The sequence below is a fragment of the Paenalcaligenes suwonensis genome, from assembly GCF_011290505.1.
Lineage (GTDB): Bacteria > Pseudomonadota > Gammaproteobacteria > Burkholderiales > Burkholderiaceae_B > Paenalcaligenes > Paenalcaligenes suwonensis.
The window spans coordinates 193,632-219,112 of record NZ_JAANPV010000002.1 but is presented as its reverse complement, the minus strand read 5'-3'; the positions used below and the strand labels follow the sequence as shown (position 1 = coordinate 219,112).

The 25,481-nt window shown below is 51.6% G+C and carries 22 protein-coding genes; 13 read left to right on the top strand and 9 right to left on the bottom strand.

Annotated features, from left to right (window positions below; all coding sequences use genetic code 11):
- Window positions 1-22: 22 nt before the first annotated feature.
- From GY634_RS04230 to gcl, 4 genes are all read right to left on the bottom strand, one after another.
- On the bottom strand, window positions 23-1,285 hold the full coding sequence (locus GY634_RS04230; RefSeq protein WP_166407339.1) for a glycerate kinase type-2 family protein: 1,263 nt from the start codon (window positions 1,283-1,285) through the stop codon (window positions 23-25).
- A 120-nt stretch (window positions 1,286-1,405) separates the two neighbouring features.
- Entirely contained in the window at window positions 1,406-2,290 is an 885-nt protein-coding gene (gene glxR / locus GY634_RS04225) for a 2-hydroxy-3-oxopropionate reductase (protein ID WP_166407338.1), read from the bottom strand.
- 35 nt (window positions 2,291-2,325) lie between these two features.
- A complete protein-coding gene (gene hyi / locus GY634_RS04220; RefSeq protein ID WP_166407337.1) occupies window positions 2,326-3,105 on the bottom strand; it encodes a hydroxypyruvate isomerase in 780 nt (259 codons plus the stop codon).
- A gap of 24 nt (window positions 3,106-3,129) precedes the next feature.
- Window positions 3,130-4,905, bottom strand: a complete 1,776-nt coding sequence (gene gcl / locus GY634_RS04215; protein ID WP_166407336.1) for a glyoxylate carboligase — start codon at window positions 4,903-4,905, stop codon at window positions 3,130-3,132.
- A 115-nt stretch (window positions 4,906-5,020) separates the two neighbouring features.
- Here gcl and GY634_RS04210 point away from each other — a divergent pair, with 115 nt between their 5' ends.
- Entirely contained in the window at window positions 5,021-5,944 is a 924-nt protein-coding gene (locus GY634_RS04210; RefSeq protein ID WP_166407335.1) for a LysR family transcriptional regulator, read from the top strand.
- Window positions 5,945-5,949: 5 nt separating this feature from the next.
- Here the strand turns inward: GY634_RS04210 and GY634_RS04205 are convergent, their stop codons facing one another.
- The 3 genes from GY634_RS04205 to uraD form a co-directional block, all read right to left on the bottom strand.
- Window positions 5,950-6,138, bottom strand: a complete 189-nt coding sequence (locus tag GY634_RS04205) for a tautomerase family protein (RefSeq protein WP_166407334.1) — start codon at window positions 6,136-6,138, stop codon at window positions 5,950-5,952.
- 538 nt (window positions 6,139-6,676) lie between these two features.
- Window positions 6,677-7,174, bottom strand: a complete 498-nt coding sequence (locus GY634_RS04200; protein ID WP_166407333.1) for an ureidoglycolate lyase — start codon at window positions 7,172-7,174, stop codon at window positions 6,677-6,679.
- Window positions 7,175-7,200: 26 nt separating this feature from the next.
- The gene (uraD, locus tag GY634_RS04195) at window positions 7,201-7,728 is read right to left on the bottom strand and encodes a 2-oxo-4-hydroxy-4-carboxy-5-ureidoimidazoline decarboxylase (protein ID WP_166407332.1); all 528 of its coding nucleotides are present in this window, start codon (window positions 7,726-7,728) and stop codon (window positions 7,201-7,203) included.
- A gap of 165 nt (window positions 7,729-7,893) precedes the next feature.
- Here uraD and GY634_RS04190 point away from each other — a divergent pair, with 165 nt between their 5' ends.
- The 8 genes from GY634_RS04190 (at window position 7,894) to GY634_RS04155 (ending at window position 18,366) form a co-directional block, all read left to right on the top strand.
- Window positions 7,894-8,859 carry a LysR family transcriptional regulator gene (locus tag GY634_RS04190; protein ID WP_166407331.1) on the top strand — a complete coding sequence of 322 codons (966 nt, stop codon included), beginning with the start codon at window positions 7,894-7,896 and terminating at the stop codon, window positions 8,857-8,859.
- Between the two features lie 78 nt (window positions 8,860-8,937).
- Window positions 8,938-10,056, top strand: a complete 1,119-nt coding sequence (locus tag GY634_RS04185; protein WP_166407503.1) for an MraY family glycosyltransferase — start codon at window positions 8,938-8,940, stop codon at window positions 10,054-10,056.
- A gap of 44 nt (window positions 10,057-10,100) precedes the next feature.
- On the top strand, window positions 10,101-11,375 hold the full coding sequence (gene tviB / locus GY634_RS04180) for a Vi polysaccharide biosynthesis UDP-N-acetylglucosamine C-6 dehydrogenase TviB (RefSeq protein WP_166407330.1): 1,275 nt from the start codon (window positions 10,101-10,103) through the stop codon (window positions 11,373-11,375).
- A 15-nt stretch (window positions 11,376-11,390) separates the two neighbouring features.
- Window positions 11,391-12,416, top strand: coding sequence for an SDR family oxidoreductase (locus GY634_RS04175; RefSeq protein ID WP_166407329.1), 1,026 nt, complete (start codon window positions 11,391-11,393; stop codon window positions 12,414-12,416).
- 32 nt (window positions 12,417-12,448) lie between these two features.
- Window positions 12,449-13,762 (top strand): murein biosynthesis integral membrane protein MurJ, encoded by a 1,314-nt coding sequence (gene murJ / locus GY634_RS04170; RefSeq protein ID WP_166407328.1) that lies wholly within the window; start codon window positions 12,449-12,451, stop codon window positions 13,760-13,762.
- Window positions 13,763-13,801: 39 nt separating this feature from the next.
- Window positions 13,802-14,911, top strand: a complete 1,110-nt coding sequence (locus GY634_RS04165; protein WP_166407327.1) for a glycosyltransferase family 4 protein — start codon at window positions 13,802-13,804, stop codon at window positions 14,909-14,911.
- A gap of 19 nt (window positions 14,912-14,930) precedes the next feature.
- The gene (locus GY634_RS04160) at window positions 14,931-16,040 is read left to right on the top strand and encodes a glycosyltransferase family 4 protein (protein ID WP_166407326.1); all 1,110 of its coding nucleotides are present in this window, start codon (window positions 14,931-14,933) and stop codon (window positions 16,038-16,040) included.
- 4 nt (window positions 16,041-16,044) lie between these two features.
- The gene (locus tag GY634_RS04155; protein ID WP_166407325.1) at window positions 16,045-18,366 is read left to right on the top strand and encodes a glycosyltransferase; all 2,322 of its coding nucleotides are present in this window, start codon (window positions 16,045-16,047) and stop codon (window positions 18,364-18,366) included.
- Here the strand turns inward: GY634_RS04155 and GY634_RS04150 are convergent.
- Window positions 18,355-19,740, bottom strand: a complete 1,386-nt coding sequence (locus GY634_RS04150; protein ID WP_166407324.1) for a phosphomannomutase/phosphoglucomutase — start codon at window positions 19,738-19,740, stop codon at window positions 18,355-18,357. The two genes, GY634_RS04155 and GY634_RS04150, sit on opposite strands and share 12 nt — an antisense overlap.
- 101 nt (window positions 19,741-19,841) lie before the next feature.
- Here GY634_RS04150 and GY634_RS04145 point away from each other — a divergent pair, with 101 nt between their 5' ends.
- Window positions 19,842-21,260 (top strand): FAD-binding oxidoreductase, encoded by a 1,419-nt coding sequence (locus GY634_RS04145; protein WP_166407323.1) that lies wholly within the window; start codon window positions 19,842-19,844, stop codon window positions 21,258-21,260.
- On the opposite strand, the gene mutM is transcribed toward GY634_RS04145, so the two are convergent.
- Window positions 21,257-22,084: a bifunctional DNA-formamidopyrimidine glycosylase/DNA-(apurinic or apyrimidinic site) lyase gene (gene mutM, locus GY634_RS04140; protein ID WP_166407322.1), complete on the bottom strand. Its 828-nt coding sequence runs from the start codon at window positions 22,082-22,084 to the stop codon at window positions 21,257-21,259. The genes GY634_RS04145 and mutM overlap by 4 nt on opposite strands.
- Window positions 22,085-22,172: 88 nt before the next feature.
- On the opposite strand from mutM, the gene GY634_RS04135 reads away from it, so the two are divergent.
- Genes GY634_RS04135 through ispE form a run of 3 tightly spaced genes read left to right on the top strand, consistent with a single transcriptional unit; the run spans window position 22,173 to window position 25,477 of the window.
- Window positions 22,173-23,948 (top strand): tetratricopeptide repeat protein, encoded by a 1,776-nt coding sequence (locus GY634_RS04135; RefSeq protein WP_166407321.1) that lies wholly within the window; start codon window positions 22,173-22,175, stop codon window positions 23,946-23,948.
- Window positions 23,949-23,954: 6 nt separating this feature from the next.
- A complete protein-coding gene (locus GY634_RS04130; RefSeq protein WP_166407320.1) occupies window positions 23,955-24,539 on the top strand; it encodes an outer membrane lipoprotein LolB in 585 nt (194 codons plus the stop codon).
- Window positions 24,540-24,544: 5 nt separating this feature from the next.
- Window positions 24,545-25,477: a 4-(cytidine 5'-diphospho)-2-C-methyl-D-erythritol kinase gene (gene ispE / locus GY634_RS04125; RefSeq protein WP_166407319.1), complete on the top strand. Its 933-nt coding sequence runs from the start codon at window positions 24,545-24,547 to the stop codon at window positions 25,475-25,477.
- Window positions 25,478-25,481 lie beyond the last annotated feature (4 nt).

Below are 25,481 nucleotides of genomic sequence, written 5' to 3'. Positions count from 1 at the left end.
GACAGATACTCTCTTAGCAAAGTTAAAGAATTAGTATGGCTCGGAAATCGTTGACGTTAGTCAGGGTGGGCCCGGTAATCACTGAATCGCCTAGCGCTTCAAAAAAACCATGCCCATCGTTGTTGTCCAAGCTATCGCGAGGACGTATTTTGAGATTCCAAGCTCGTGCTAGTGTATCAGGGGTGCAGACTGCGCCTGCAATTTCCTCTTGTCCATCCACGCCGTCGGTGTCACCAGCTAGGGCGTAGACCTGTTCGGCTCCATTTAGAGCAATAGCGGTAGAAAGTAAAAACTCCACATTACGCCCACCTCGGCCATTACCTTTGATTGTGACGGTGGTTTCTCCGCCAGACAGTAAGACGCAAGGAGCGGCAACCGGTTGGTTGTGCGCACGTACACTTAGTGCAATGCCGGCCATGACTTTACCTACATCACGGGCTTCGCCTTCTATGCTGTCACCCAGCAATACAGGGGTGATGCCTGCTTCTTTGGCGACGTTGGCAGCGGCTTGCAGAGCTAGCTGAGGGGTGGCGATTAAATGGGTAGTGACTCTGGCCAGTCGAGGATCATCAGCTTTAATGCTTTCTCCTTCACCAGACTCCAAGTAGCGGCGCGCGCCTTCAGGCAGCTTTATGCCATAGCGACGCACGATTTCTAGTGCTTCTTCGCAGGTAGTAGGGTCAGGCACAGTGGGGCCAGACGCGATATCAATAGGGTTATCGCCGGGCACGTCTGAGATCAGCAGATTCACGACTTTGGCGGGGTAGCATGCAGCGGCCAAACGTCCACCTTTAATTTGGGACAGATGGCGACGCACGCAATTCATCTCGGTGATGTTGGCGCCAGAGCGCAGCAACTCACGGTTGATTTGTTGTTTGTCTTCTAGCGAAATGCCGGGGCCGGGCAAGGGGAGTAACGATGAGCCACCGCCCGAAATCAAACAAATCACCAGATCGTCTTCGGTTAAGCCACTTACGGTTTCCAGCAACGTTTTAGAGGCCTCTAGGCCAGCGGCGTCGGGAACAGGGTGAGCGGCTTCCAGAATACGAATATGCTCGCAAGGAACGGCATAACCATAACGTGTGACTACTACACCTTCCAGTTTACCTACCCAGTGTTGCTCTAGGGCTCTGGCCATTTCTGCTGACGCTTTGCCGGCGCCAATCACAATGGTTCGGCCTTTAGGCGCAGCGGGGAGAAATGGTGGAATGCAGGCGTCGGGCAATGCAGCTCGAACCGCAGCATTAAACATATTCTCTAGTAGTTGGCGTGGGGTGGTGGTCATGTGGCTTGTTCCTTGTTAGTGCTAGGTATATGACAAGTAGAAAAGGACCATAAATCCGAGTTAAGCAGGGATGAAAAAGGCGGGTGCTATACCCACCTTTTTCAAACAGCTAGTAGGGGATTATTGGCCGATTTCGTAGTTTGCCATGATCTCCAGTGCACGTACGAGTGCGGAGTGGTCCCACGCGCTACCACCATGTGCTGAGCAGGTGTTGAACAGCTCTTGTGCCGACGCTGTATTTGGCAGCGATACACCCAACTGTCGTGCAGTAGTCAGAGCCAAGTTCAGGTCTTTTTGGTGCAGTTCAATACGGAAGCCAGGGTCAAAGGTACGTTTCACCATACGCTCACCGTGTACTTCTAGTACGCGAGAGTTAGCAAAACCGCCCATCAGTGCTTCGCGGACTTTGGCAGGGTTGGCACCGGCTTTAGCAGCCAATAGCAAGGCTTCACCTACGGCTTCGATGTTCAGGGCCACGATGATTTGGTTGGCTACTTTGGTGATTTGACCATCACCGTAACCACCTACCAGCGTGATGTTTTTACCCATTAGGTCAAACAGTGGTTTTACCTGATCGAAAGTCGCCTCTTTACCGCCCACCATGATGGTTAGGGATGCGGCTTTAGCGCCTACTTCGCCACCGGACACAGGTGCGTCTAAGTACTCAGCGCCCAGTTCGGTAATACGTTTAGCAAACTCTTTGGTAGCAACGGGAGAGATGGAGCTCATGTCCACCACAACTTTGCCTTTGCTTAGGCCGGCAGCAACACCATTCTCACCAAACAGCACATCTTCTACGTGCGGAGTATCTGGCACCATTGTGATGATGACATCTGCTTTCTGAGCCACTTCGGTAGCGTTAGCGCATACCGTAGCACCAGCTGCTGGAATGCTGTCGGGGGTAGTGCCACGAGTGTAGGTATACAGCTCGTGTCCACCTTTAATCAGATTCAATGCCATGGGTGTGCCCATGATGCCTAAACCAATAAAACCAATCTTGGCCATAGTGTTCTCCTTAAAAATTCTTGTATGTCGTGCGCTTACTTCGTCAGAGCAGTGATCCAGCCCAAACCGTCGGCGGTGACGCCGGCAGGTTTGTATTCGCAGCCTATCCAGCCGTCGTAGCCAATTTGATCCAAGTAACGGAACAACCAGGGGTAATTGATTTCCCCTGTGCCGGGTTCATTACGGCCAGGGTTGTCGGCCAACTGAATGTGGGCAATGCGGGACTGGTGTGCTTTGATGGTGTTCGCCAGCTCACCTTCCATGCGCTGTGCGTGGTAGATGTCGTACTGAATGAACAAGTTGTCTGAGCCCACTTCGTCCAGAATGGCCGCTGCTTGTGCGGTGTAGTTCAGGAAGAAGCCGGGCATGTCAAAGCTGTTAATAGGCTCAATCAATAAACGAATATTGGCGGCTTTCAGCTCTGCAGCGGCGTAGCGCAGGTTTTCCACAAAGGTTTTGTGGGCTACAGCTTTGTCCAGACCTGCTGGTACTAAACCCGCCAAGCAGTTCACTTGTTTGCAGTTCAGTGCTGTTGCGTACTCAATTGCACGGGCTACGCCCTCTTTGAACTCGTCTACACGATCAGGTAAGCACGCAATACCACGTTCACCAGTCGCCCAGTTACCTGCGGGCAGGTTATGCAGAACTTGCGTCAAGCCATGTTGTTTCAACAAGTCTGCCAGCTGTTGCTTATCAAAATCGTAGGGGAATAAATATTCCACGGCGTTGAAGCCTGCCTGAGCGGCTGCTTTGAAGCGGTCTAAAAAGTCCACTTCGTTAAAAAGCATAGTCAGGTTGGCAGCAAATTTTGGCATGAGGGTCTCCAATGTAAAACAGTATTATTGAATGGGCAGAATGGCTGTAGGAGCGTCAGCAGAAGTCTCGGCCAACGCCTCAAATTCGTTAACGTTATGCAGCTCGGTGCCCATAGCGATGTTGGTGACACGTTCCAAGATCAGTTCAATGACCACAGGTACTTTGAACTCTTTCATCCAAGCGCGAGCTTGTGCAAACGCGGCTTGAATGTCTTCTGGTTTACGTACGCGGATGGCTTTCACACCCAGACCTTCTGCTACCGCCACGTGATCCACACCATACCCCTCGGTTTCGGGGGCGTTGATGTTATCGAAGGCCAACTGTACGCAGTAGTCCATGTCAAAGCCGCGTTGTGCTTGTCGGATCAAGCCCAAGTAGGCGTTGTTCACCAGTACGTGAATATAGGGTAGGCCGAATTGCGCACCCACCGCCAATTCTTCGATCATGAATTGGAAGTCGTAGTCACCAGAAATAGCCACCACTTCTTTACCGGGCAATGCGGCAACCGTACCCAGAGCAGCAGGGATAGTCCAACCCAATGGGCCTGCTTGACCGCAGTTGATCCAGTGACGTGGCTCGTACACGTGCAAGAACTGCGCTGCCGCAATTTGCGACAAACCAATGGTGGTGACGTAACGAGTGTCGCGGCCAAAAGCGTGGTTCATTTCTTCGTACACACGTTGCGGTTTCATAGGCACCGCATCAAAGTGTGTTTTACGTTGCATGGTGGCTTTGCGTTCTTGGCACTCGCCAGCCCATGCTGAACGGTCTTTTAGCTTGCCTGCCGCTTTCATTTCTTTGGCTACAGCCAGCAATTGTTCCAGTGCTGCGCCAGCGTCCGACACAATACCGAAGTCAGGGCCAAATACACGGCCAATCTGCGTAGGTTCAATATCAATGTGAATGAAGCGACGACCTTTGGTGTATTCCTCAACCGAGCCTGTGTGACGGTTAGCCCAACGGTTACCAATACCAATCACAAAGTCGGATGCCAATACGGTAGCGTTACCGTAGCGGTGTGAGGTTTGCAGGCCAGCCATACCCGCCATCAATGGGTGATCGTCTGCAATAGTGCCCCAGCCCATCAGGGTTGGCACAACAGGAATACCAGTGAGCTCAGCAAACTCTTGCAGTTTGTCGCTAGCGTTAGCGTTGATGATGCCGCCACCTGCTACGATCAATGGACGATCAGAGCTGTTCAGCATATCCATGGCTTTTTCGGCCTGAGCGCGTGTAGCGGCGGGTTTGTACACCTCTAGTGGCTGGTACGTGTCGATGTCGAATTCGATTTCAGCCAACTGTACATCAATAGGCAGGTCGATCAGCACGGGGCCAGGGCGACCAGAGCGCATGATGTGAAAGGCCTGTTGGAACACGAAAGGAACCAATGCAGGTTCGCGCACCGTTACGGCCCATTTGGTGACTGGCTTAGCGATAGACTCAATGTCTACTGCTTGGAAGTCTTCTTTGTACAGACGAGCACGTGGGGCTTGGCCTGTAATGCACAGCATAGGAATGGAGTCTGCAGAAGCAGAGTACAGGCCTGTAATCATGTCGGTACCGGCTGGGCCAGACGTACCAATACATACACCAATATTTCCAGGAGCTGCACGTGTGTAGCCCTCAGCCATGTGAGAAGCACCTTCCACGTGTCGAGCCAGAATGTGCTCGAAGCCACCGTTTTTCTTCATTGCGGAATAAAACGGATTGATGGCGGCGCCTGGTACGCCAAAGACTGTACTGATGCCTTCTGCACGCAGAACGGCGGCGGCGGCGTCAACGGCACGCATTCTGGCCATAGTGATCTCCTTTTGTTGGTTCTATGTGTAAACGATAGTTTTAGTTATGATAGATACCGTAGTCTTCGCTTAAAAGAGGTGATAATATTGCTTCTGCCGATACTAGGAGTATTGAATGAGCCGATATACGGAAATTCGTAGTTTTGTTTTGGTGGCAGAGAAGGGGAGTTTTGCCGCCGCGTCCATTATTGAAGGCGTCACGCCCGTGGTAATGGGGCGCAGGTTAGATGCGCTTGAGAAAAGGCTGGGTGTACGGTTGATGCACCGCTCTACGCGCGGGCTGACATTAACGGATTTAGGTGAGCAGTTTCTAGAGCAAAGTCGTCAGTTGCTAAAAGACTTTGATGCGGCCGAGGCCAGCATTAGTGCACAGCGTACTGTAGTGCGGGGACACTTGGTGGTGTCTGCACCAGCGGCTTTTGGTCGTCAACATGTGGCGCCGCATGTGATTAACTTTCGCAAGCGTTACCCCGAATTGAAACTATCGTTTAACTTCACGGATAGTGTGGTGGACTTGGTGCGAGAGGGCTATGACATGGCCTTACGCATTGGTGAGGTGACTGACCCTAACTATGTGGCGGTGCGCTTATTTCCTAACCGCCGCGTTGTGTGCGGAACGCCGGACTACTTTGAGCGCTATGGGGTGCCACGTGTGCCAGAGGACTTAGCGAATCACAACTGTTTAGCATTTAACCTGCAAGGTGGGCAGCAGCGTGGCTGGGCGTTTATGCGTGATGGCAGGCCCTTTGCCGTGCGTGTGGATGGCGACTTGGATTGCAATGATGGTGAATTGCTGTACGGGTGGGTGAAGCAAGGTTGGGGTATAGGTTGGCGTTCTACGTGGGAAATCCAAGCAGAGCTTAAGCGTGGAGAACTGGTCACTGTGTTAGATGACTATTCCCTGCCCAGTTACGACATTCAGGCGGTGTATCAGCAGCAGCGTTACTTGCCTGCCAAAGTGCGTGCGTTTATTGATTATTTGCGCGTAGTGTATAACCAGCCCGGCTATTGGGAGGGTGAGGCGCCACCTATGCGTTAATACGCTTAATCTGGTTGTGTGGGTGAAGGGGTAGGCTGTAGCCAGTTGTGCTGCGCCATTTCTTCGATGCGTACATAGACAGCCTTAGGCGGGCACTCAAACGCACGGCAGGCAGCGGCTGTGTACGCTTCGGCCAGTTCGCGTTTGGTGTGGGTGTCTAGTTCAGTGGGCACGCGTATTGTAATGGCGGGCATGGTGAGTCCTGTCAGTGTGATGAGTATGCAGGATAACGGGTTGAGGGTGAGAGCTCAATACTGGGTAGAGGCAACCGCTGTTTTCATCGCACATGCTTGGGGGACTGCAGAAGAATTTTTTGTAATTTGAGACATCAAATTAAAAAAATTTTCATTCCGTCCCCCTGAGTATTTTGCTATTGATAGGTGTACTGCCCTTTCTTCAGTAGCGTTTTAGTCAGGGGGGGCAGTAGTGGTTAGGTTCGTTTATGCTGTGTATTAATTATCTATCTGCCAAAGCGCGCCAAAGCTACAGTGATCGTCTACAACAGAAGTAGAAGTGCCTAGCAGCAACTACCAAAGCAAAGTCCGTTGCAAGCGACGGAGGAAAGGCGGATGGAAGTGTTTTTTTATTTGGTGTCTCAAATAAAAAAATACTTTCGCAGCCTTAGGCTCATGCAGCCCAGTCGTGAGTAAGTGGGCTTTGTAGCCTCTAAACGACCAAAAGCGTGTGCTATGCACACGCCTCTGTCTGGTAGCCGTCTAGTGAGTAGTAGCCTTAGGGCGCAGAAATCAGCGCGGGCTCTGCCAACGTGATGACATCACAGTTATCACCGGGGCCTTTACGGTCAATCACCAGAAAATCCACGACCTCATCTAAACCCAGCAAGGGGTGATGCCATACGCCAGTGGCGTAGTTCACGCCTTGGTTGCCTTGTGCGAGGAATAGACGCAGGTTTTTGGCTTCTGGTGTGGGGCCAGCTTCCGCTACAACGACTAAGTAAGGTAGGCCAGACAGCGGGATGAATGCTTGGCTGCCTTTGGGGTGGCGCTCCATCATGGTGACGCTAAACGGCAAGGTACGAGGTTGGCCACGGAAAATAGAGACAATGACTTTGCCATCAGGGCCTGGCTCTATGTTGGCAAGGTCGTGGTAGCGCTCGGTGTTACCTTCGTTAATAGAGAAGTGTTGGGCTTTGTCAGACACTTCAATCACGTCACCAAAAGGCGCAAAGGTGTCACGATCCAGTTTTTCTAAGCGTAAAGTAAGGGTCATGAGGTAATCCTAGAGTGAAGCTGCTCTTAAGCGAAACGGGCGTGTAGTCTGAAACCTGCGATTTTGCCTATCTCAGTTAAGCAGCGCTGAAATTCTTGTTCTTGGCTATTGTTTAGGCGCTCTTCAATTGAATCCATGATTTGGTGGCGCGTCATGCCTTTCACTGCAACGATGAAAGGGAACGTGAATTTCTCGTGATAGCGCGCATTCAGGCTGCGCAGGCGTACGAATTCTTCGTGTGTGCACTGATCTAGGCCGGCACCGCGTTGTTCACCAGTGGATTCTTTGGTCAAGGTGCCTGCTTCGGCCTCTTTGCCTGCCAACTCTGGGTGAGCCAGAATCAGAGCCAATTGTTCCGCTTTGGGGGCGTTTAACATGACTTCGCACATGGCGTGATGCAGAGCATCCACATCGGCGAAGGGACGTTTCTCCCAAGTGCGTTCAGCCACCCATGGAGAGTGCTCGAAAATACCATCTAGGCTAGCGATGAATTCAGCCTGAGATTGGTGCGATAACTGAGTGATAGCATGCTCAGGGTGGGCGTATGCAGTCATGGCGGTAAATCCCTGTATAAGACTTTATTGTATAGCGTCATAACAGTTTAAGTATTTTGCTTTCGTTTGAAATAGAATAAAACGTATAACATATATACGTCACCGATTATCTTGACGGATCAAGGAGTGGTCTGGCTGATAGTCATATATGTGGAGGAGGCAGCAATGGCAACCAAGCGAGATGATAATCCGCTGGATACCTACTTGTTACGCGTGTTTTGTTTGTTGATTTCTGAACGTAGCGTATCGCGTACAGCATTTAAATTAAATCAGTCACAACCCGCAGTCAGTGCGGCATTGAAGCGACTGCGAGACATTATTGGCGACCCGCTGTTAGTGCGGGAAAAAGGTGGGATGGTGCCCACCGAGCGTGCGTTGTCGTTGCTCGCGCATGCAAAAGGGGCCTTGGCTGAAATCGAATGCATGGTTAATGTGTCGGAAAACTTTGACCCTAAAACCAGCCGCAACGAATTTCATATAGGCTCTCCTGACTACTTGGCACCCGTGTTTGTGAGTCGAGTGGTAGAAAGTTTGCGTCGAGAGGCCCCCGAAGCGAGATTGAATCTGCATACCTTGGACGCACAGTCTGATTTTGAGCGTGCGTTGGCAGAGGGCGAATTAGACATCGTGATTGGTAACTGGCCTGAACCGCCAGATCGCATGCATTTGTCTATGCTGCTAGAAGACGAGATTGTGTGCTTGATGGCAAATAGCCATCCGTTAGCACGTAGAAAGGCGGGGTTAAGCTTAGATGACTACGTGAAGGCTAGACACGTCGTGCCGCTGCCGTACGCTATTAATCAACGTGGTGTGATTGATGCGACCTTGGCCACGCTGCGTGTGCGCCGCGAAGAAAGTGTGATGGTGCAATCTTTTTCAGTTGCTCCCTATTTGTTACAGAATACTGATCTGGTTTTCACCACCTCCCGCCACTTTGCGGAGTATTATGCACGTTTACTGCCGTTAACCATTTTAGAAGCACCCATCGAGTTCCCTCCCATGCGTTTTTATCAGCTATGGCATGAGCGTCATCAACACTCACCCAGCCATCGCTGGTTGCGGCGTTTGTTAGGGGAGTGCGGTGGAGCATTAAATGCAAAGAATGTTCAGGACCTCACTGCATCCGCCTAGTAAAGCGCGGTATGATGACGTCCCTAGCATAGACTCCCGAGGGAAATAGAAGTGAGCTCACTGCAAGTATGGGATCCGCTGACAATGCTATCGATTTGCGCTGTAGCATTTCTAGTGGGTGGGCTAATCGTAGTGTCCGAACGCTGGCATGGAAAACTGACCGGCGATAGCGACATGAGCAAACCGCAGGCAACGCATTTGCGTCCTACGCCGCGAGTGGGTGGCCTGGCTATTTTGGCGGGCACCTTGGCGGGTTTGTTGGTGCTGGGGCCAGCACACATGACCTTGGGTTGGCTATGGCCGGTGCTATTTGTGGCCGCCATGCCTGTTTTCGTTGCAGGCTTGGTAGAAGACATCACCAAAGACGTGGGTTCCATGAAGCGCCTGTTGGCCGCTTTTGCGTCAGCCGCTATTGCATGGTGGTTGCTGGGTGGCGTGTCCCGAGTAGGTGTCTTCTGGGTAGATTGGATTCTAGACTTCTGGCCTATCTCCCTGCTATTTACCATGATCGCCGTGGGTGGCTGTACGCACGCGCTGAACATCATTGATGGCATTAACGGTTTGGCTGGCATGATTGCCATCCTGATGGCCGCTTCATTATCGCTGGTGGCGTGGCAGGTAGGCGATTACCCTATTTTCTTGATTGCGGCTGCTCTGGCCTCGTCTACGCTGGGCTTTTTGGCGTGGAATTTCCCGTTTGGACGTGTGTTCTTAGGGGACGGTGGGGCGTATTTCTTAGGCTTTATGTTGGCCGAGTTGGCGGTGCAACTGGTGATTCGCAACCCTACCGTCTCGCCTTTCTATGCGCTGGCCGTATTGTTTTATCCCGTATTTGAAACCTTATTCACGATTTGGCGTCGAAAGTTCAAACGTGGTGTGCCCGTGGACAGGCCCGATGCGCTGCACTTGCACCAGTTGATTTTCCGTCGAATGGTGCGTGTAAGTGTGGTGGCGTCTGGACGTCGCCATGTGCCGCCTATGTCTAATGCGATGGCCTCACCTTATTTGTGGGGTATTGCGTTAGTGGGGCTGATTCCTGCCACCATTTGGTGGGACAACACGTGGATATTAGGGCTAAGTATTCTGGCCTTTGCCTGTAGTTATGTCTGGCTGTATGCTCGACTGGTACATTGGCGTAGACCTGCTTGGTTATTGCTGCCATCCGTTAGACGCGCACGTCGCGAACGACAGCAGTAAAATGACAACTATGTATTGATTATTGATCCTCTGGGGAGAACATCTTGCAAGTCAAGGACATTAAACTCGCCGTGATCGGGCTGGGTTACGTTGGGCTGCCACTGGCGGTAGAGTTCGGCAAAAAACGTCCGGTTATTGGTTTTGATATCAATGTGGCGCGTATCGCTGAATTGAATGCTGGCCAAGACCACACTCTGGAAGTGGAGCCTGAAGAACTGAAACAGGCCTCCCATTTGCGCTTTACACACGAGACGGCGCAATTGTCTGAGGCCAATGTGTTCATTGTGACGGTGCCTACCCCTATAGACGATTACAAGCAGCCTGACCTCACACCACTGGTACGCGCGAGCGAAACCATTGGTAAAGTGCTGAAAAAAGGCGATATCGTGGTGTATGAATCCACGGTGTATCCGGGCGCTACCGAAGAGGTATGTGTGCCAGTGCTAGAGCGCGTATCGGGTTTACGCTTTAATGAAGATTTTTACGCGGGTTATAGCCCAGAGCGTATTAACCCTGGCGACAAAGTGCACCGTTTGCCTAGCATTCGTAAAGTCACCTCCGGCTCTACGCCTGAAGTTGCTGACTTGGTGGACGCTCTGTATGGCGAGATTATCACTGCGGGTACGCATAAAGCCGCGTCCATTCGCGTTGCAGAAGCCGCTAAAGTGATTGAAAACACGCAGCGTGATGTGAATATCGCGTTGATTAATGAGCTGGCACTGATTTTCAATAAGTTGGGTATTGATACCCAAGCTGTGTTGGAAGCGGCTGGTACAAAATGGAATTTCCTGCCATTTAGACCCGGTCTGGTAGGTGGTCACTGTATTGGTGTGGATCCGTACTACCTGACGCATAAAGCGCAATCTATTGGTTACCACCCCGAAGTGATTTTGGCGGGTAGACGTCTGAATGACTCCATGGGTGCATACGTGGCTTCGCAGTTGGTGAAAGCCATGACCAAAAAGCGTATCCAAGTTCAAGGCTCGCGCGTTTTGTTGTTGGGGCTGACCTTTAAAGAAAACTGTCCAGACCTGCGTAACACACGTGTGGTGGACATTATTCGCGAATTGGCTCAGTACGACGTGAACGTGGATGTGTACGACCCATGGGTAGAGGCTGATGAAGCTCGCCGTGAGTACGGTGTAGAGGTAGTAAGCACACTAGACGAAGGTCAGTACGACGGTGTGATCATTGCTGTGGCGCATAATCAGTTTGTGGAAATGGGTGCTGAGCGTTTGCGCGCGTTGGGTAAAGCAGACCACGTGTTGTACGACTTGAAATACGTACTTCCACAAAACGCATCCGACCTGCGTTTGTAAGGCAAAGAGACGATTATGAGTGAAGCATTGCAAAAAGCATGGCAAACCCTAGAAGCTCAGCCACGTACGTGGCTGGTAACAGGGTGTGCAGGGTTTATTGGTTCCAACTTGCTAGAGGCCTTGTTACAGCATGGTCAGACGGTAGTGGGGCTGGATAACTTTGCTACGGGTCACCAGCACAACCTGGATAGCGTGCAGCAAAACGTAGGCCCAGAAAACTGGTCACGTTTTCGCTTTATAGAAGGCGATATACGCCATCCAGAAACCTGCCAGCAAGTATGTAAAGGCGTGGACTATGTGTTGCATCAAGCAGCATTAGGTTCGGTGCCGCGCTCACTCGCTAATCCTCTTACCACCAACGAAGTGAATATCAGCGGTGCGTTGAACATGATGGTAGCAGCACGTGATGCCGGCGTTAAAGGCTATGTGTATGCGGCGTCCAGTTCAACCTATGGTGATCACCCTGGTTTGCCTAAAGTGGAAGACACCATCGGCAAACCGCTGTCGCCGTATGCAGTGACTAAGTATGTCAACGAGCTGTATGCAGATGTGTTTAACCGTGCTTATGGCTTTAGCAGCGTAGGCTTACGCTACTTCAACGTGTTTGGCCGCAGGCAAGACCCTAACGGTGCTTACGCCGCCGTTATCCCGCGCTGGATTGCCACTATGGTGGCAGGCGAGGCCATCACCATTAACGGCGACGGTGAAACCAGCCGTGACTTTTGCTATATCGATAACGTGATTCAAGCCAATATTTTGGGTGCGTTGGCAGAAGGCGAAGCCCGTGCTCAGGTATACAACGTGGCGGTCAGTGGTCGTACTACCTTGAATGAGCTGTTTGGCTACTTAAAAAACGAGTTGAAAGCCAATGGCGTGGAATACAACTTGGATGCGGTATATGGTGATTTCCGTCCAGGTGATGTACGCCATTCACAAGCCGATATTTCTAAAGCAGCTCGTTTGCTAGGTTACGCACCAGCCTTCTCTATACAGCAAGGTTTGGCTGAAGCCATGCCGTGGTACCTACGGTTTTTGGGGTGATACCAAAACGATTACGGCAGCGGTGGAGTGCGATGCATGCAGACCACCACCGCATTGCTAGAGGGGCATTTCGCGTAGCAGTATTTTTACTGCTGGGAAAATTCGCGGGTGCGCTAAAAGAAATGGCGGTGGCTTACCGCTATGGGATCAGTGATGTAGTGGATGCGTACCAGTTCACCATGGTGATGGCGAATTGGTTGCCAGTTACCTTGGTGGGCGCACTGTCTGTTGTACTGATTCCGGTCTTAGTGCGTTCGCGTATCCAACCCGAAGCGCAGCGACGACAATTCCTAGGTGAGTTATTAACCAGCACCATGCTGCTGGGGCTACTGCTTAGTGCATTGCTATGGTGGTGTTGGCCGTGGGTAATGCAAATCATGGGTACGGGTTTAAATGCCGGTACCAAAGCCATGAGCATGGAGCTGATCCATGCGTTTGCGCCTGCCGCCTTGTTTACGTTGTTGATAGGTTTAAGTGCCGCAAGGCTGCGCGCCCGTGAACGACACATCAACACCTTGCTGGACAGTGTGCCAGCGTTTTCTATATTAATTTGGGTATTGCTAGCCCCTCCCGGAGCCATGGCAGGGCCTCTGCTATGGGGGACGCTAGTAGGTTATATCGTGCAGTGTGTGTGGCTGTACGTATTGGCGCAACGCGCCGATCAAATTTCAGTACGTCCGCAATGGGGCTGGCAGGCCGAGCAATGGCCAGCGCTAATGCAAGCGGCCACGATTATGCTGATTGGTCAGGTAGCCATGAGCTTTGTTGGGCCGGTGGATCAATATGCCGCCGCACAGCTAGGCGGTAATGCGAATGCTACTTTTGGCTATGCGAACCGTTTTATTTCGCTGATGTTGGGTGTGGGGGCAGCGTCTGTGGGGCGTGCCGCTTTACCTGTGTTGGCCGATATTATTAGTCAGGGCGATACGCAACGGGCGCGATCTATGGCGTTGCGATGGTCGTTATTGATGGTATTAGCAGGTTTGGTCGTGGCTCTGGTGGCGTGGGTGTTAGCGCCGTGGGGCATTGCGTTGTTGTACGAGCGTGGAGCATTTAGTGCGGCTGATACAGCGAAAGTGGCGGGTGTTTTACGCTGGGGCGTCATGCAGTTGCCCTTCTATTTCGGTGTGTTGGTACTGGTGCAGCTCTTAGCGAGCCAGCAGCGTTACCGATTAATGGCGAGCATTGCGGTATTGAATTTTGTAGTGAAGGCGATCTTGACCTTAACACTCGCCCCTCGCTTGGGCGTACAAGGTATTATGCTGGCCACAAGCTTGATGTATACCAGTTCGTTTATATGCTATTTCTTAGCAGCGAGTCGTCCGCTTAACGAGACGACTAACTAAATTTCTGTGACTTATTTCTGATCGCGCATGATGCATATAATGATTGTCATCCACTCCCTAGGTGGGGGTGGTGCGGAACGAGTGGCGGTAGACCTTGCCACGTACTGGCAAAAGCTAGGGCATAAAGTGTCGTTAGTGACGCAAAGTACACGTGAGTCGGATATGTATGCGCTACCTGAAAGCGTGCAACGCTTCGTGTTGGGTACTGCGGGTGATTCAGGTGGTGGATGGCGTGGTGCCTTAGCCAACTGGAAGCGCATTCGCAAATTACGCAGAATCTTCCGTAAACAAAAGCCTGATTGTGTGTTGGGCATGATGACCACTTCATCGGTACTGGCTGTTGCCGCAGCGAAAAAATTACCTTGTAAAGTGATTGCGTCTGAGCACACGCATCCCCCGTATCAAAAACTCCCTGAGGTGTGGCAGAAATTACGCCGTTGGGCATATCCCCGTGCGGATGCCGTGGTGGCATTAACCTCAGGTACAGCCAGTTGGCTGCAAAAAAATGTGCCCGGCTCGAATGTGGTGATTATTCCCAATTCGGTACGTTGGCCTTTGCCGGATGCTCAGCCTGTGGTGGCACCACCCGTACGTGAGGGTAGGCAGAGGTTATTGGCGGTAGGGCGTTTGCATCCCGTTAAAGGCTTTGATGTGCTCATACAGGCCTTTTCGTTGTTGGCCAAATACTTCCCCCATTGGGATTTGGATATTGTGGGTGAAGGGGCTGAGCGCGAAGCGCTGCAGGCGCAGATTGATGGCCTACATATGGGCCATAGAATCTCGTTGGTGGGGCGCGTAGGCAATATGCGTGACTGGTACGAGGCATCGGACTTGTACGTGCTAAGTTCGCGCACAGAAGGTTTGTCCAACACGTTGCTAGAAGCCATGGCATGTGGCTTACCCGCAGTAGCTTTTGATTGTGATACAGGCCCTAGAGAAATCATCCGGGCGGATCTGGATGGTGTGTTGGTGCAGCCTGTTGAAGACCCTGAAGCATTGGCGGCACATCTGTCCGATATGATGGCACACCCCTTGAAACGAGTGGCTTTTGCTAGGCGTGCTGTGGATGTACGCGACCGTTTTTCAGCGGCTAGGATCGTGGCACAATGGGAGCAATTGCTGAAGGCACCAAAGCGAAGCAAACGTTAAAAACTCTACGGGTACCAGAGTGAAAATACTTTTTTTTGTGGGCGCAATGAATGCCGGTGGTGCAGAGCGTGTCGCTGCAACGCTGGTGAATGCGTGGGCTGCCCGTGGTGATGACGTGGTATTGGTACCTACTCACCTAGGGTCTACACGCAGTTTTTATCCCATTAACGACAACGTGCAGGTGAAATGGCTAAAGCCCTATTTACCGGCATGGCCTGTGCCTAGTATGTTGCGTAAATGGTGGGCGATGCGCCGTGTAGTACGCCAAGAAAAACCCGATGTGGTGTTGAGTTTTCTGACGAATGTGAACGTTGCTACCTTAGTCAGCCTGCAAGGTGTAAATGTGCCTGTGATAGTGTGCGAGCGCACAAACCCAGGTTACGCGACGAATGTGGGCAAGGTGCTGGGGTGGCTGCGTAGACGGTACTACGGCAAAGCATCGGCGGTATGCGTGCAAACGTCAGATGCGGAACAGGCCTTGCGGAAAATGGTGCCACAGTTGCCTACAGTGGTCGCTATACCCAACCCGGTGCCTAGCGATATTTTTCATATCCAACGGCAAGAATCCGTAGAAAAAGAATCCCCTGCACGTATTGATGCCTTAGGCAGATTAGTGCCTGCTAAAGGTTTTGCTTTGTTGATTAATGCGTTTGCTGATGTTGCAGAAGCGCGGCCCGCATGGCATTTGTACATACATGGAGAAGGGCCTCAGCGTGCTGAACTTGAACGACAAGCTGAGTTGGTGGGGTTAAAAGATCGTATTCATTTACCGGGACGTACCGAATACCCGTGGCACGAGTTGGCACGTTCGCAACTGTTTGTGTTGAGTTCGCAGTATGAGGGTTTTCCTAATGCGCTATTAGAAGCGATGGCGTTGGGTTTGCCCTGCGTTGCCACCGACTGCCCTAGCGGCCCGGCGGATATTTCGCAGCACGGTAAAGATGCACGATTGGTACCCGCAGGCAATAAGCAGGCGATGTCTCAAGCGCTGGCCGAGTTAATGGATGACAGTCGTTTGCGTGGAGCCTTAGGGCAACGCGCAGCCCAATCAGTGCGCGACCGTTATGCGTTAGAGGTAGTGCTGCAGCAGTGGGATGCGGTTTTTAAACAGGTTATGCAAAAAGAGTAGTGCTATGAGCCAAGACGCTACACCTTCCTCGTTAGTCGTACACATTATTTCAGGTCTAGGTCAGGGCGGAGCTGAGGCTGTACTGTTCCGACTGGTCACGGCATCTAACCCTAATGTAGAGCACGTAGTGATCTCTATGGGGGGCGAGGACGTGTACGGCGAGCGCTTACGCCAAGCGGGGGTGACCTTATATTGCCTGCGTATGGGTGGTGTGCTTGGTCTGATGCCTGGTTTTTTTAAGCTACGTGATCTGCTGAAAAAGTTACGCCCCGACGTCGTACAAACGTGGATGTATCATGCCGATTTGATTGGCGGCATGGCGGCTCGAAGCGCGGGGGTGAAGCGCATCGTTTGGGGAATACGAAACTCAGGTGAAAACCTGCATAAAGGTAGTCCCAAATCACGCGTAGTGGCATGGGTGTGCGCCAAACTCTCTACGCGTATTCCTACCGAGATTGTGGCGTGTGCGGAAAATGCAGCGCAGCGCCATCAAGCGTGGGGCTACGATGCAGATCGCATGGTGGTGATACCCAATGGCTATGACTTACGGCGCTGGAAAGTCCCCGAAGGCACGCGTGTACATATGCGTGAAACGCTGGGCTTAGGCGAGGATCAGCCTGTTATAGGCGCTATTGCGCGCTGGAATCCGCTTAAAGATCATGCCAATTTGCTGGCGGCCTTTGCTCAAGTAGTGAAAAGCGTTCCTGATGCCCGCTGTGTGTTGGTGGGGGAAGGGTTAAGTCCTGATAACGCCAACCTGATGGCGTTGGTAGAGCGTCATGGTCTTGGCGATAAAGTCGTGCTGTTAGGGCGGCGGGATGATATTCCAGCCATCATGGCAGCGTTAGATATACACGTGCTGTCGAGTCAGGCAGAAGGCTTCCCTAATGTGGTGTGCGAGGCCATGGCAGCGGGTGTGAGCTGTGTGGTGACCGATGTGGGGGATGCTGCAAGTATTTTGGCCGGTACAGGTGTGGTGGTCCCACCTCGTAATGCGCAAGCTTTAGCGCAGGGTATTGTTCAGGTATTAGGGGATGTGCACTCTCCAGAGCGCCAACAACAGCGTGAGCAAGCGCTGGTGCGCGTGCAGCAATTTGGGCTAGATAAAATGGTGCAGCGTTACGTTACGTTGTGGCAGCAGGGTGCACCCAAAGTGGCGGAGCAATGTCGCTTATTGATGGTGGTCAATAACCCAGCCTTCTTTTTGTCTCACCGTGTGCAAATCGCCATCGAAGCCAAAAAGCAGGGCTATGCCGTACACGTTGCGACGATGGCCGGAGAGGCCGTACAGCAGATACGTGCCTTGGGCATGACGCACCACGTATTGCCCATGAGTCGCAGTGGCAAAAATCCGCTGCAAGAGCTACAAACGCTGCGCACGTTGTATGGTTTGTTCAGAAAAATAAAACCCGATGTGGTGCATGCTGTCACCATTAAACCAGTGATTTACGGCGGTATAGCAGCACGGTTAGCGCGCGTACCTGCGTTTGTCGCAGCGGTTTCCGGGTTGGGGTATGTGTTTATCAACACGCAAGCGGGTATAGAGCGCAAGTTAGCGATTTGGCTGTATCGCATTGCGCTAGGGCATAAAAATAGTCGTGTGATTTTTCAAAACACCAGTGATAGAGATGTGCTGCTGCAAGCCAAAGTGGTGCGTCAAAGCCAGGTAGTGATGATTAGAGGTTCAGGGGTGGAGTTGCAGAAATTCCCCCCACAACCCGCAGCACCTGAGCCGCCAGTGCAGGCATTGTTGGTAGCTAGGCTGCTCAACGATAAAGGGGTGCGCGAATATGTAGAAGCCGCACGTTTAAGTGCCGAGGCGGGTGATGCGATTGTTTGGCGTATTGCCGGTGGGCCCGATGCAGGAAACCCTGCTAGCGTCAGCAAAGAGCAGATGCAGGCGTGGCATGATCAAGGCATTGTCCAGTGGCTAGGTGAGCGATCTGATATTCCGGCACTGTATGCGCAAAGTCATATAGCTGTGTTGCCCTCATATCGTGAAGGTTTGCCTAAGTCGTTGGTAGAGGCGGCAGCGGCAGGTATTGCCGTGGTCACTACGGATGTGCCGGGGTGTAGAGATGCTATAGAGCCGGGCGTTAGCGGACTGTTAGTGCCAGAAAAAAATGCTCAAGCATTGTGGCAAGCCGTGCAAACCTTGGCTAACGATAAAGCCTTGCGTCAGCAAATGGGGCAAGCGGGTAGAAAACTAGCCGAAGAGGTGTTTGATGTGCACAAGATTGTGCTGCAGCACCTAGATGTCTATAAAGCACTAGGGGCCGATCCGACTACGCGTTCGACCCCTATTACACAACGTTTAGAAGGGTAGTGCTAGATCAGGGCGCAAGCGTTGGATAGCGGTACGGAATTCGTTTTGAATGCGTACTAGAGCCTCTTCGTTTTGAGCCTCAAAGCGCAATACCACTACCGGTGTAGTGTTCGATGCGCGAGCCAAGCCAAAGCCGTCTTCGTATTCAGCGCGAATGCCATCAATAGTGATGCGCTCTTGGGCTGTTTCGAAGGCGTCTGATTGCTGTAACTGTGCAACGAATAGGTGGGGCTCACCTTCTTGCATAGGCAGTTTCAGTTCAGGAGTAGACAGGTCTTGGGGCAGGGCTTCCAGTGTTTCAGAGGCTTCGTGGCTGCGTGCCAAAATTTCCAGCAAACGTGTGCCTGTGTATAGGCCGTCATCAAACCCGTACCAGCGCTCTTTAAAGAAGATGTGGCCGCTCATTTCGCCCGCTAATGGCGCACCGGTTTCGGCCAGTTTGGCCTTGATCAGTGAGTGCCCGGTTTGCCACATCAATGGCGTACCACCTGCTTTGCTTACTTCCAGACCTACGTGACGACTGCATTTCACATCATAAATAATGGATGCACCGGGTTCACGCTGCAAAATATCGCGCGCAAAAAGCACTAATTGACGATCTGGCCAAATAATCTCCCCTGATTTGGTGACCACACCTAAACGGTCGCCATCACCATCAAAGGCCAAGCCCAGTTCGCAATCGCTGTTTTCCACGTGGTGGATCAGGTCGGCAAGGTTGGCCGGATCGGCTGGATCGGGATGGTGATTGGGGAAATCGCCATCTACCTCACCATAGAGCATGTCTACTTTACAGCCTATGGATTGGAAAAGTGCTTCGGCCAAGACGGCAGCCGCTCCATTACCGCAATCAATAGCGACTTTCATAGGACGTACCAAGCGCACGCTGTTGTGGATTTCTTCTATATATTGATCCAGCAGGCTTTGTTGGGTGCACTCACCTAGCGTCGCTGCGGCCGTAAAGCCCGCTTGCATGGCGTGCTTTAACTGCTGGATATCGTCACCGTGCAGGGTACGACCAGCCATCATCATCTTAAAGCCGTTGTATTCGGGTGGGTTGTGGCTGCCAGTAATGGCAACGCCTGTACCCGTTTTTAGTACATGAGCGGCGTAGTACACCACCGGCGTGGGCACCAAACCTAAATCTATACTGTTAGCGCCTACGCTATTAATACCAGCGTGTAGTGCTTTGGCGAGATCGGGGCTGCTGTGACGGCCATCATAGCCAACAACAACGCTTTCAACACCGTTTTTCAATGCTTCTGTACCCAATGCTTGACCTAGCAGGTGAGCAAAGGTCGTATTGAGTTGCGCAGGGACGGTACCCCTGATGTCATAGGCCTTGAAAACAGCATCAGGCAAGAGTGTGGAGGTCATGAAAATCCTCATGAAAGGCAATGATTAACCCCTTATTATCGCTCAGGGGAGTATGCTATGAAACAGATAAACACAGCTTTGGTTTTTTTTAGAGGCATTGCATGCAAGAGTTGGCGAGCTTACGGTCTTTGTTGGGTACAGATAATGTAGTGGTGGGTGCTGATATGGCCCCCTATTTGACCGACTGGCGTGAGCGTTACTCAGGCGAGGCCGAGGCTGTAGTACGTCCTGGCACGACAGAGGAGGTATCCAAAATTGTGCTGTGGTGCCGTGAGCATGGTTTTAGTATTGTGCCCCAGGGGGGCAATACCGGGTTATGCGGTGGTGCTACGCCGGATCAGCGGGGACGACAAATTGTAGTATCACTGGCTAGGCTAAATCGCATACGTCATATAGACAGTGATAACGACACCATAGAAGTCGAAGCAGGCTGCATTTTGCAAAGCGTGCAAGAAGCCGCTGAGCAAGTAGGGCGATTGTTTCCCTTAAGTCTGGCAGCCGAAGGCAGTTGCACCATCGGCGGTAACTTAGCGACTAACGCTGGGGGCACGCAGGTGCTGCGTTATGGCAATACCCGCGAGCTGTGTTTGGGGCTGGAGGTGGTGTGTGCTGATGGGCAAATCTGGCACGGTTTACGGGCATTGCGTAAGGATAATACGGGCTATGATTTGCGTGATTTATTCATAGGCAGTGAAGGCACTTTAGGGATTATTACGGCGGCAACGCTAAAACTTTACCCCTTACCGGTGGCGCAGTGTACGGCCATGCTAACGCTGAATTCGCTAGACGATGCTGTGAAAACACTGTCCTTAGCCAGAGCGGGTTTTGGTGCCAGCTTAACGGGCTTCGAGGTCATGCGACGCAATTGTTTAGAGGGAGTGGTGCGTTGCTTTCCAGAACAACGCCTACCCTTTGATGAGGCCGGTTTGCAGTCGCCCTGGTTTGCTCTGTTAGAGCTGTCAGATAATGAAAGTGAAGCCCATGCGCGCGAGCGTTTTGAAGTGGTGCTGGGTAATGCAATTGAAGTGGGCGTGGTGCAAGATGCCGTCATCGCCGAAAGTGTGGCGCAAAGCAAAGCCCTCTGGCATTTACGCGAAAGTATTCCACTGTCTGAGAAAATCTTTGGCAAAAGCGTGAAGCACGATGTGTCCATACCCGTCTCGTCTATTCCTGCGTTTGTGGAAAAAACGAATGCCTTGCTGCAAGCAAATTTTGCTGGTGTAGAACACGTAATTTTCGGGCATTTGGGCGATGGCAACTTGCACTACAACGTGGCGCGCGGTACGGCTTATAGTGAAGATGAGCTGCTAGCTAAACAGCGTGAAATCTACCAAATCGTGCACGATAGCGTGCATGCTTTTCATGGTTCTATTAGCGCAGAGCACGGAGTAGGGCAGTTAAAACGGGATCTTCTAACACGTTATAAAGACCCCGTGGAACTTGCCTTAATGCACAAAATTAAACAAGCGCTAGACCCGGATGGTGTGATGAATCCGGGTAAGGTATTGCAAGAGTCCTAACGGCGTTGGCAGCGGCTACAAAAGTAGGTGGCGCGTTGGTTTTGTACTAGTCGTTGTATGGGCTTTTGGCACTGTGGGCAGGGCTTACCGGCCTTGTCGTAAACTTGTGCATGCAAATCGAAATACGCACCGGGTGTGCCATTGGCGTTTACGTAGTCTTTCAGTGTGCTACCGCCAGACTCTAAGGCATCGTTTAGTGTTTGCACGATGGCGGCATGTAGCTTAGCAACGCGTGTCCTAGAGAGCGTGTTGGCGGGAGCTTCTGGGTGTATGCCAGCTTTGTAAAGAGATTCCGATGCATAGATATTGCCAACGCCTACAACGATTTGACCGCTTAATAAAGTGGGTTTGATCGCCAGTTTGCGCTGCTGCAAATGGGCAAATAGCATAGCAGGAGTGAAGTCGGCTCCTAAGGGTTCTACGCCCAGTTTTTGTAACAAAGGGTGTGTCAATATATCGCCATTTTGGGCAGGGTGCCATAGCACAGAACCAAAACGACGGGGGTCATGCAGTAGAAATCTGGACTCGTCAAATAACCATTCCACATGGTCGTGCTTAAGGCGAGGGGCATCCAGCGGTACACGGCGCAATGAGCCCGACATACCTAAGTGTATAAGTTGTGTTCCGCTGGGAAACTGCAGCAGTAAGTACTTGCCACGCCTACCACAGGCGAGCACAGGTTGTTCATGCACGAGTTCGGGTAATTCTGCTGGAATTGGCCAACGCATTCTGGGTTCGTGTACGATCAAAGTACGTAGCGTATGGCCAGTCATAACCGTCGCAATTCCGCGACGAGTTGTTTCAACTTCTGGCAATTCAGGCATAGTGGGGTGCTAACATTTGGTGAACGGGGCGGCCTCAATAAGCCATCTGACTGCTTAATCTTACGCGCTTTTGCGACGGTTTTTCTGGATGAATCTGTATTCCTTAGTATTTGGCTCCTTTTTGCTTGCTCCTCTTTATTCGGGGCTGCTAAATGCTGCCCCCAACCCGCTAGCTTCTGACCAGCAGGTTGAACATATTTATTTGCGTAGTGGTGAGTTGCCCGAGGTCAGCTTAAGTGCTGACATTATGTATAGAGTATTGGTGGCAGAAGTGGCTGCGCAGGGGGGGGATTTTGACACGGCAAGTCAGACCTTCTTGGATTTGGCACGAGACACCTTAGATCCCCGTTTTGCTGAAAAGTCTTTCCAGCTTTCTATGGTTGATTACAACCAGTCTCGCGCATTACGTGCGGCACGCGAATGGAATAGCTTAGCGCCGGAAAACCCAGAAGCCAAAGCTACTGTGCTGGCCTTAGAGGCATCAGCGGGTAATACAAAAGGTATGGCGCAAGCATTGCGTCAACGTATTAATAGCGCGACGAATAAAGAGCAGGCCATTATTCAGGCTATGTCGTTGTCGGGGCGTATGGTGGACCCCCGTCTGGCGTTAGAGGTATTGGAAGAGGCTATTCCGCCAGAGTTGCGTCAGTTGCAGGTTGCGCATTTGGCGTTATCTGATGTGGCGTGGGCAGCTCAACGTCCTGCTAGAGCCTTATATGAGGCAAGACAAGCGCTAGAGCGCTCACCCGATTCCGAAGCCGCAGCACAACGTGTGCTGGAGTACGGCTTGCATGTGGATGTAGAAACCGCGCTGAAAGAAACCTCAGCAGTGGTGCAGCAGAATCCAGACATGCGCAAACTGCAACTGTTATTGATTAGCCGGTTTGTGGATCACCGCAAATTTAACGAAGCGTTGGCTCTGATTGATGCCATGCAGGTGCGTAACCCTGAAGATTTTGATTTGCTGTACACCAAAGCAGAAGTGCTCATGCGTGCTCAGCGCTACGACGAAGCGATTCAAGGCCTAGACGAGTTTATTAGCGTACAAAGCCAGCGTAGACGTAGTGTGAATGATGGCGTCAGCAATGCCTTGGCTGGTATCTCCGATGCGCGTCTATTATTGGTGCGTATTGCCGAAGAACGTAAAGACTACGCTGAAGCTATTCGTCAGTTAGACCTGATTGAAGAACCTATGCTGCGTTTTCAGTCTAGAGTGCACCGTGCCGTGCTAGAGGCTAGGTCGGGTGATCTGAAAAAGGCTCAGCGTACCTTGGATGCTTTAGGTACCCAAGACCGTCAAGAGCAGGCTGTTGTTGCATTAACGCGTGCTGCTATTTATCGAGAGGCAGGTCGCACCGATAACGCTATTACGGTATTAGAACGCGCTAACAAAGAATTGCCTGACACGGCCGAGGTAAAGTACGACTTGGGTATGCTGTACGAGCGCCAAGGTCGTTATCCCGAGTTTGAAAAGCTCATGCGTGAGGTGATCGAGTTGGAGCCAGGCGAAGCCAATGCCTACAACGCGTTGGGTTACACCTTGGCAGAGCAAAACCGCAACTTAGACGAAGCGCAAGATTTGTTGGAGCAGGCAATGGAGCTTGATCCCGCTAATCCGTATATCTTAGACAGTGTGGGCTGGTACTTGTTCCGAGTGGGTGACTACCAAGCGGCTGCAGAATACTTAGAGCGTTCGTACGCCATCATGCCTGTGGCCGATGTGGCAGCGCATTTGGGCGAAGTGTATTGGGTAGATGGCCGTCCCGAACAAGCTAAACAAGTGTGGGCAGAAGCGTTGGCGCAAGATCCCACTAACGAAGCGTTACTTTCTACCTTGAAACGCTTAGGCGTTACCTTGCCGTAATTCATCATGAAAGCTGTACTTTCCTTTTTGCGTTCTTGGCGTCACTTTGTGTGGATTGCCGTAGCGGCATTACTGAGCGCGTGTGCCACGACTACACCGTCTTCGACAGACGAAGGCGAAGTCGTGTTGTCGCAAAGCTTTGAGCGCGGTGGACGTTTTGCCGTTACGATGCAGGAGTTTGCTGGCGAGCGTCAGGCGGTACAGGGCGGTTTTACGTGGATGGAACGCCAAGGCATATTGCAGATTGACCTGACTAATCCGATGGGGACGGTACTGGCGCGTGTGCTGGTGATGCCTCAGGGGGCGAGTTTGCAACGTACTGATGGCAGTATGGAATATGCAGCCGGCCCCGATGAGTTGGTAGAGCAGTTGTTGGGTAGTCCCATTCCAGTAGCTTATTTGCGTACTTGGTTGCAGGGACAAACTCGTGTGGCAGCAGAGCGTGACGAACAAGGTAGGCCAGAGGCGTTTGTGCAAGATGGCTGGCGGGTGCGCTTGCAGCGCTACGACGGAAAAGGCCCACGTTTATTGCAATTGAATCGCAATGATGCACAGCGTGATATCAGTGTGCGCTTGGTGATAGATCAATAAGCAGCATGAGTAAGTATTTATACGATGTGCCTGCGCCGGCTAAGCTCAACCTTTTCTTGCATTTGGTGGGGCGTAGGTTAGATGGTTATCACCGCTTAGAAACGGTGTTTAGATTTATTGATCTGCAAGATACGCTGCATTTTGATCGCCGTAGCGACGGGAAGATTCTGCGCTCACAAGAAACGCTAGCCGGCCTAGAGGCGAATAATGACCTGATGGTTAGGGCAGCACGTTTATTGCAGCAGGCAACAGGCACCAGTTACGGTGTAGACATGGCGTGTATTAAGCGCATTCCAGCCGGTGGTGGTTTGGGGGGCGGTTCTAGTGATGCTGCCAGTACATTGATTGCCTTAAATAGATTATGGGATACCAGATTAACTAGGGCGGAGCTAATGCGTTTAGGTCTGCAACTTGGGGCGGATGTGCCTGTGTTTGTATTTGGGCAAAATGCGTTTGCTACCGGTATTGGCGAACAGCTACGTGCAGTCAGTCTGCCGCCTGCGTGGTACACCGTCGTGCAACCTAACGCTTTTGTCAGTACGGCAGAAGTTTTTGCAGATAAAGGGTTGACACGCAACTCTAAGAGTGTAATAATTACTTTCTTTGATGGATGGCAAGTTGCTTCCCATAAGAAAAGCGAAAAAGAAACATCTTCTTTGCTTTTTGGGAGGAACGACATGGAGCCCATCGCATGTAAAAATCATGTAGCGTTAGATGCAGTAATTAGGATCTTGCGAAACAATAATTTACATGCTAGAATGACAGGCTCTGGTTCGTGTGTTTTTGTAGAGTATGGCAATTTCACCACAGCCACTAGTCAAAACAGAAGTATTAGCGGTAAACTACTAAACCTGACACATGACAGGAAGTTGCTGATAAAAGGTCAATGGCTATGCCAAGGTCTTGATTATCACCCGTTATACTCCTGGCTAAAATAGAATT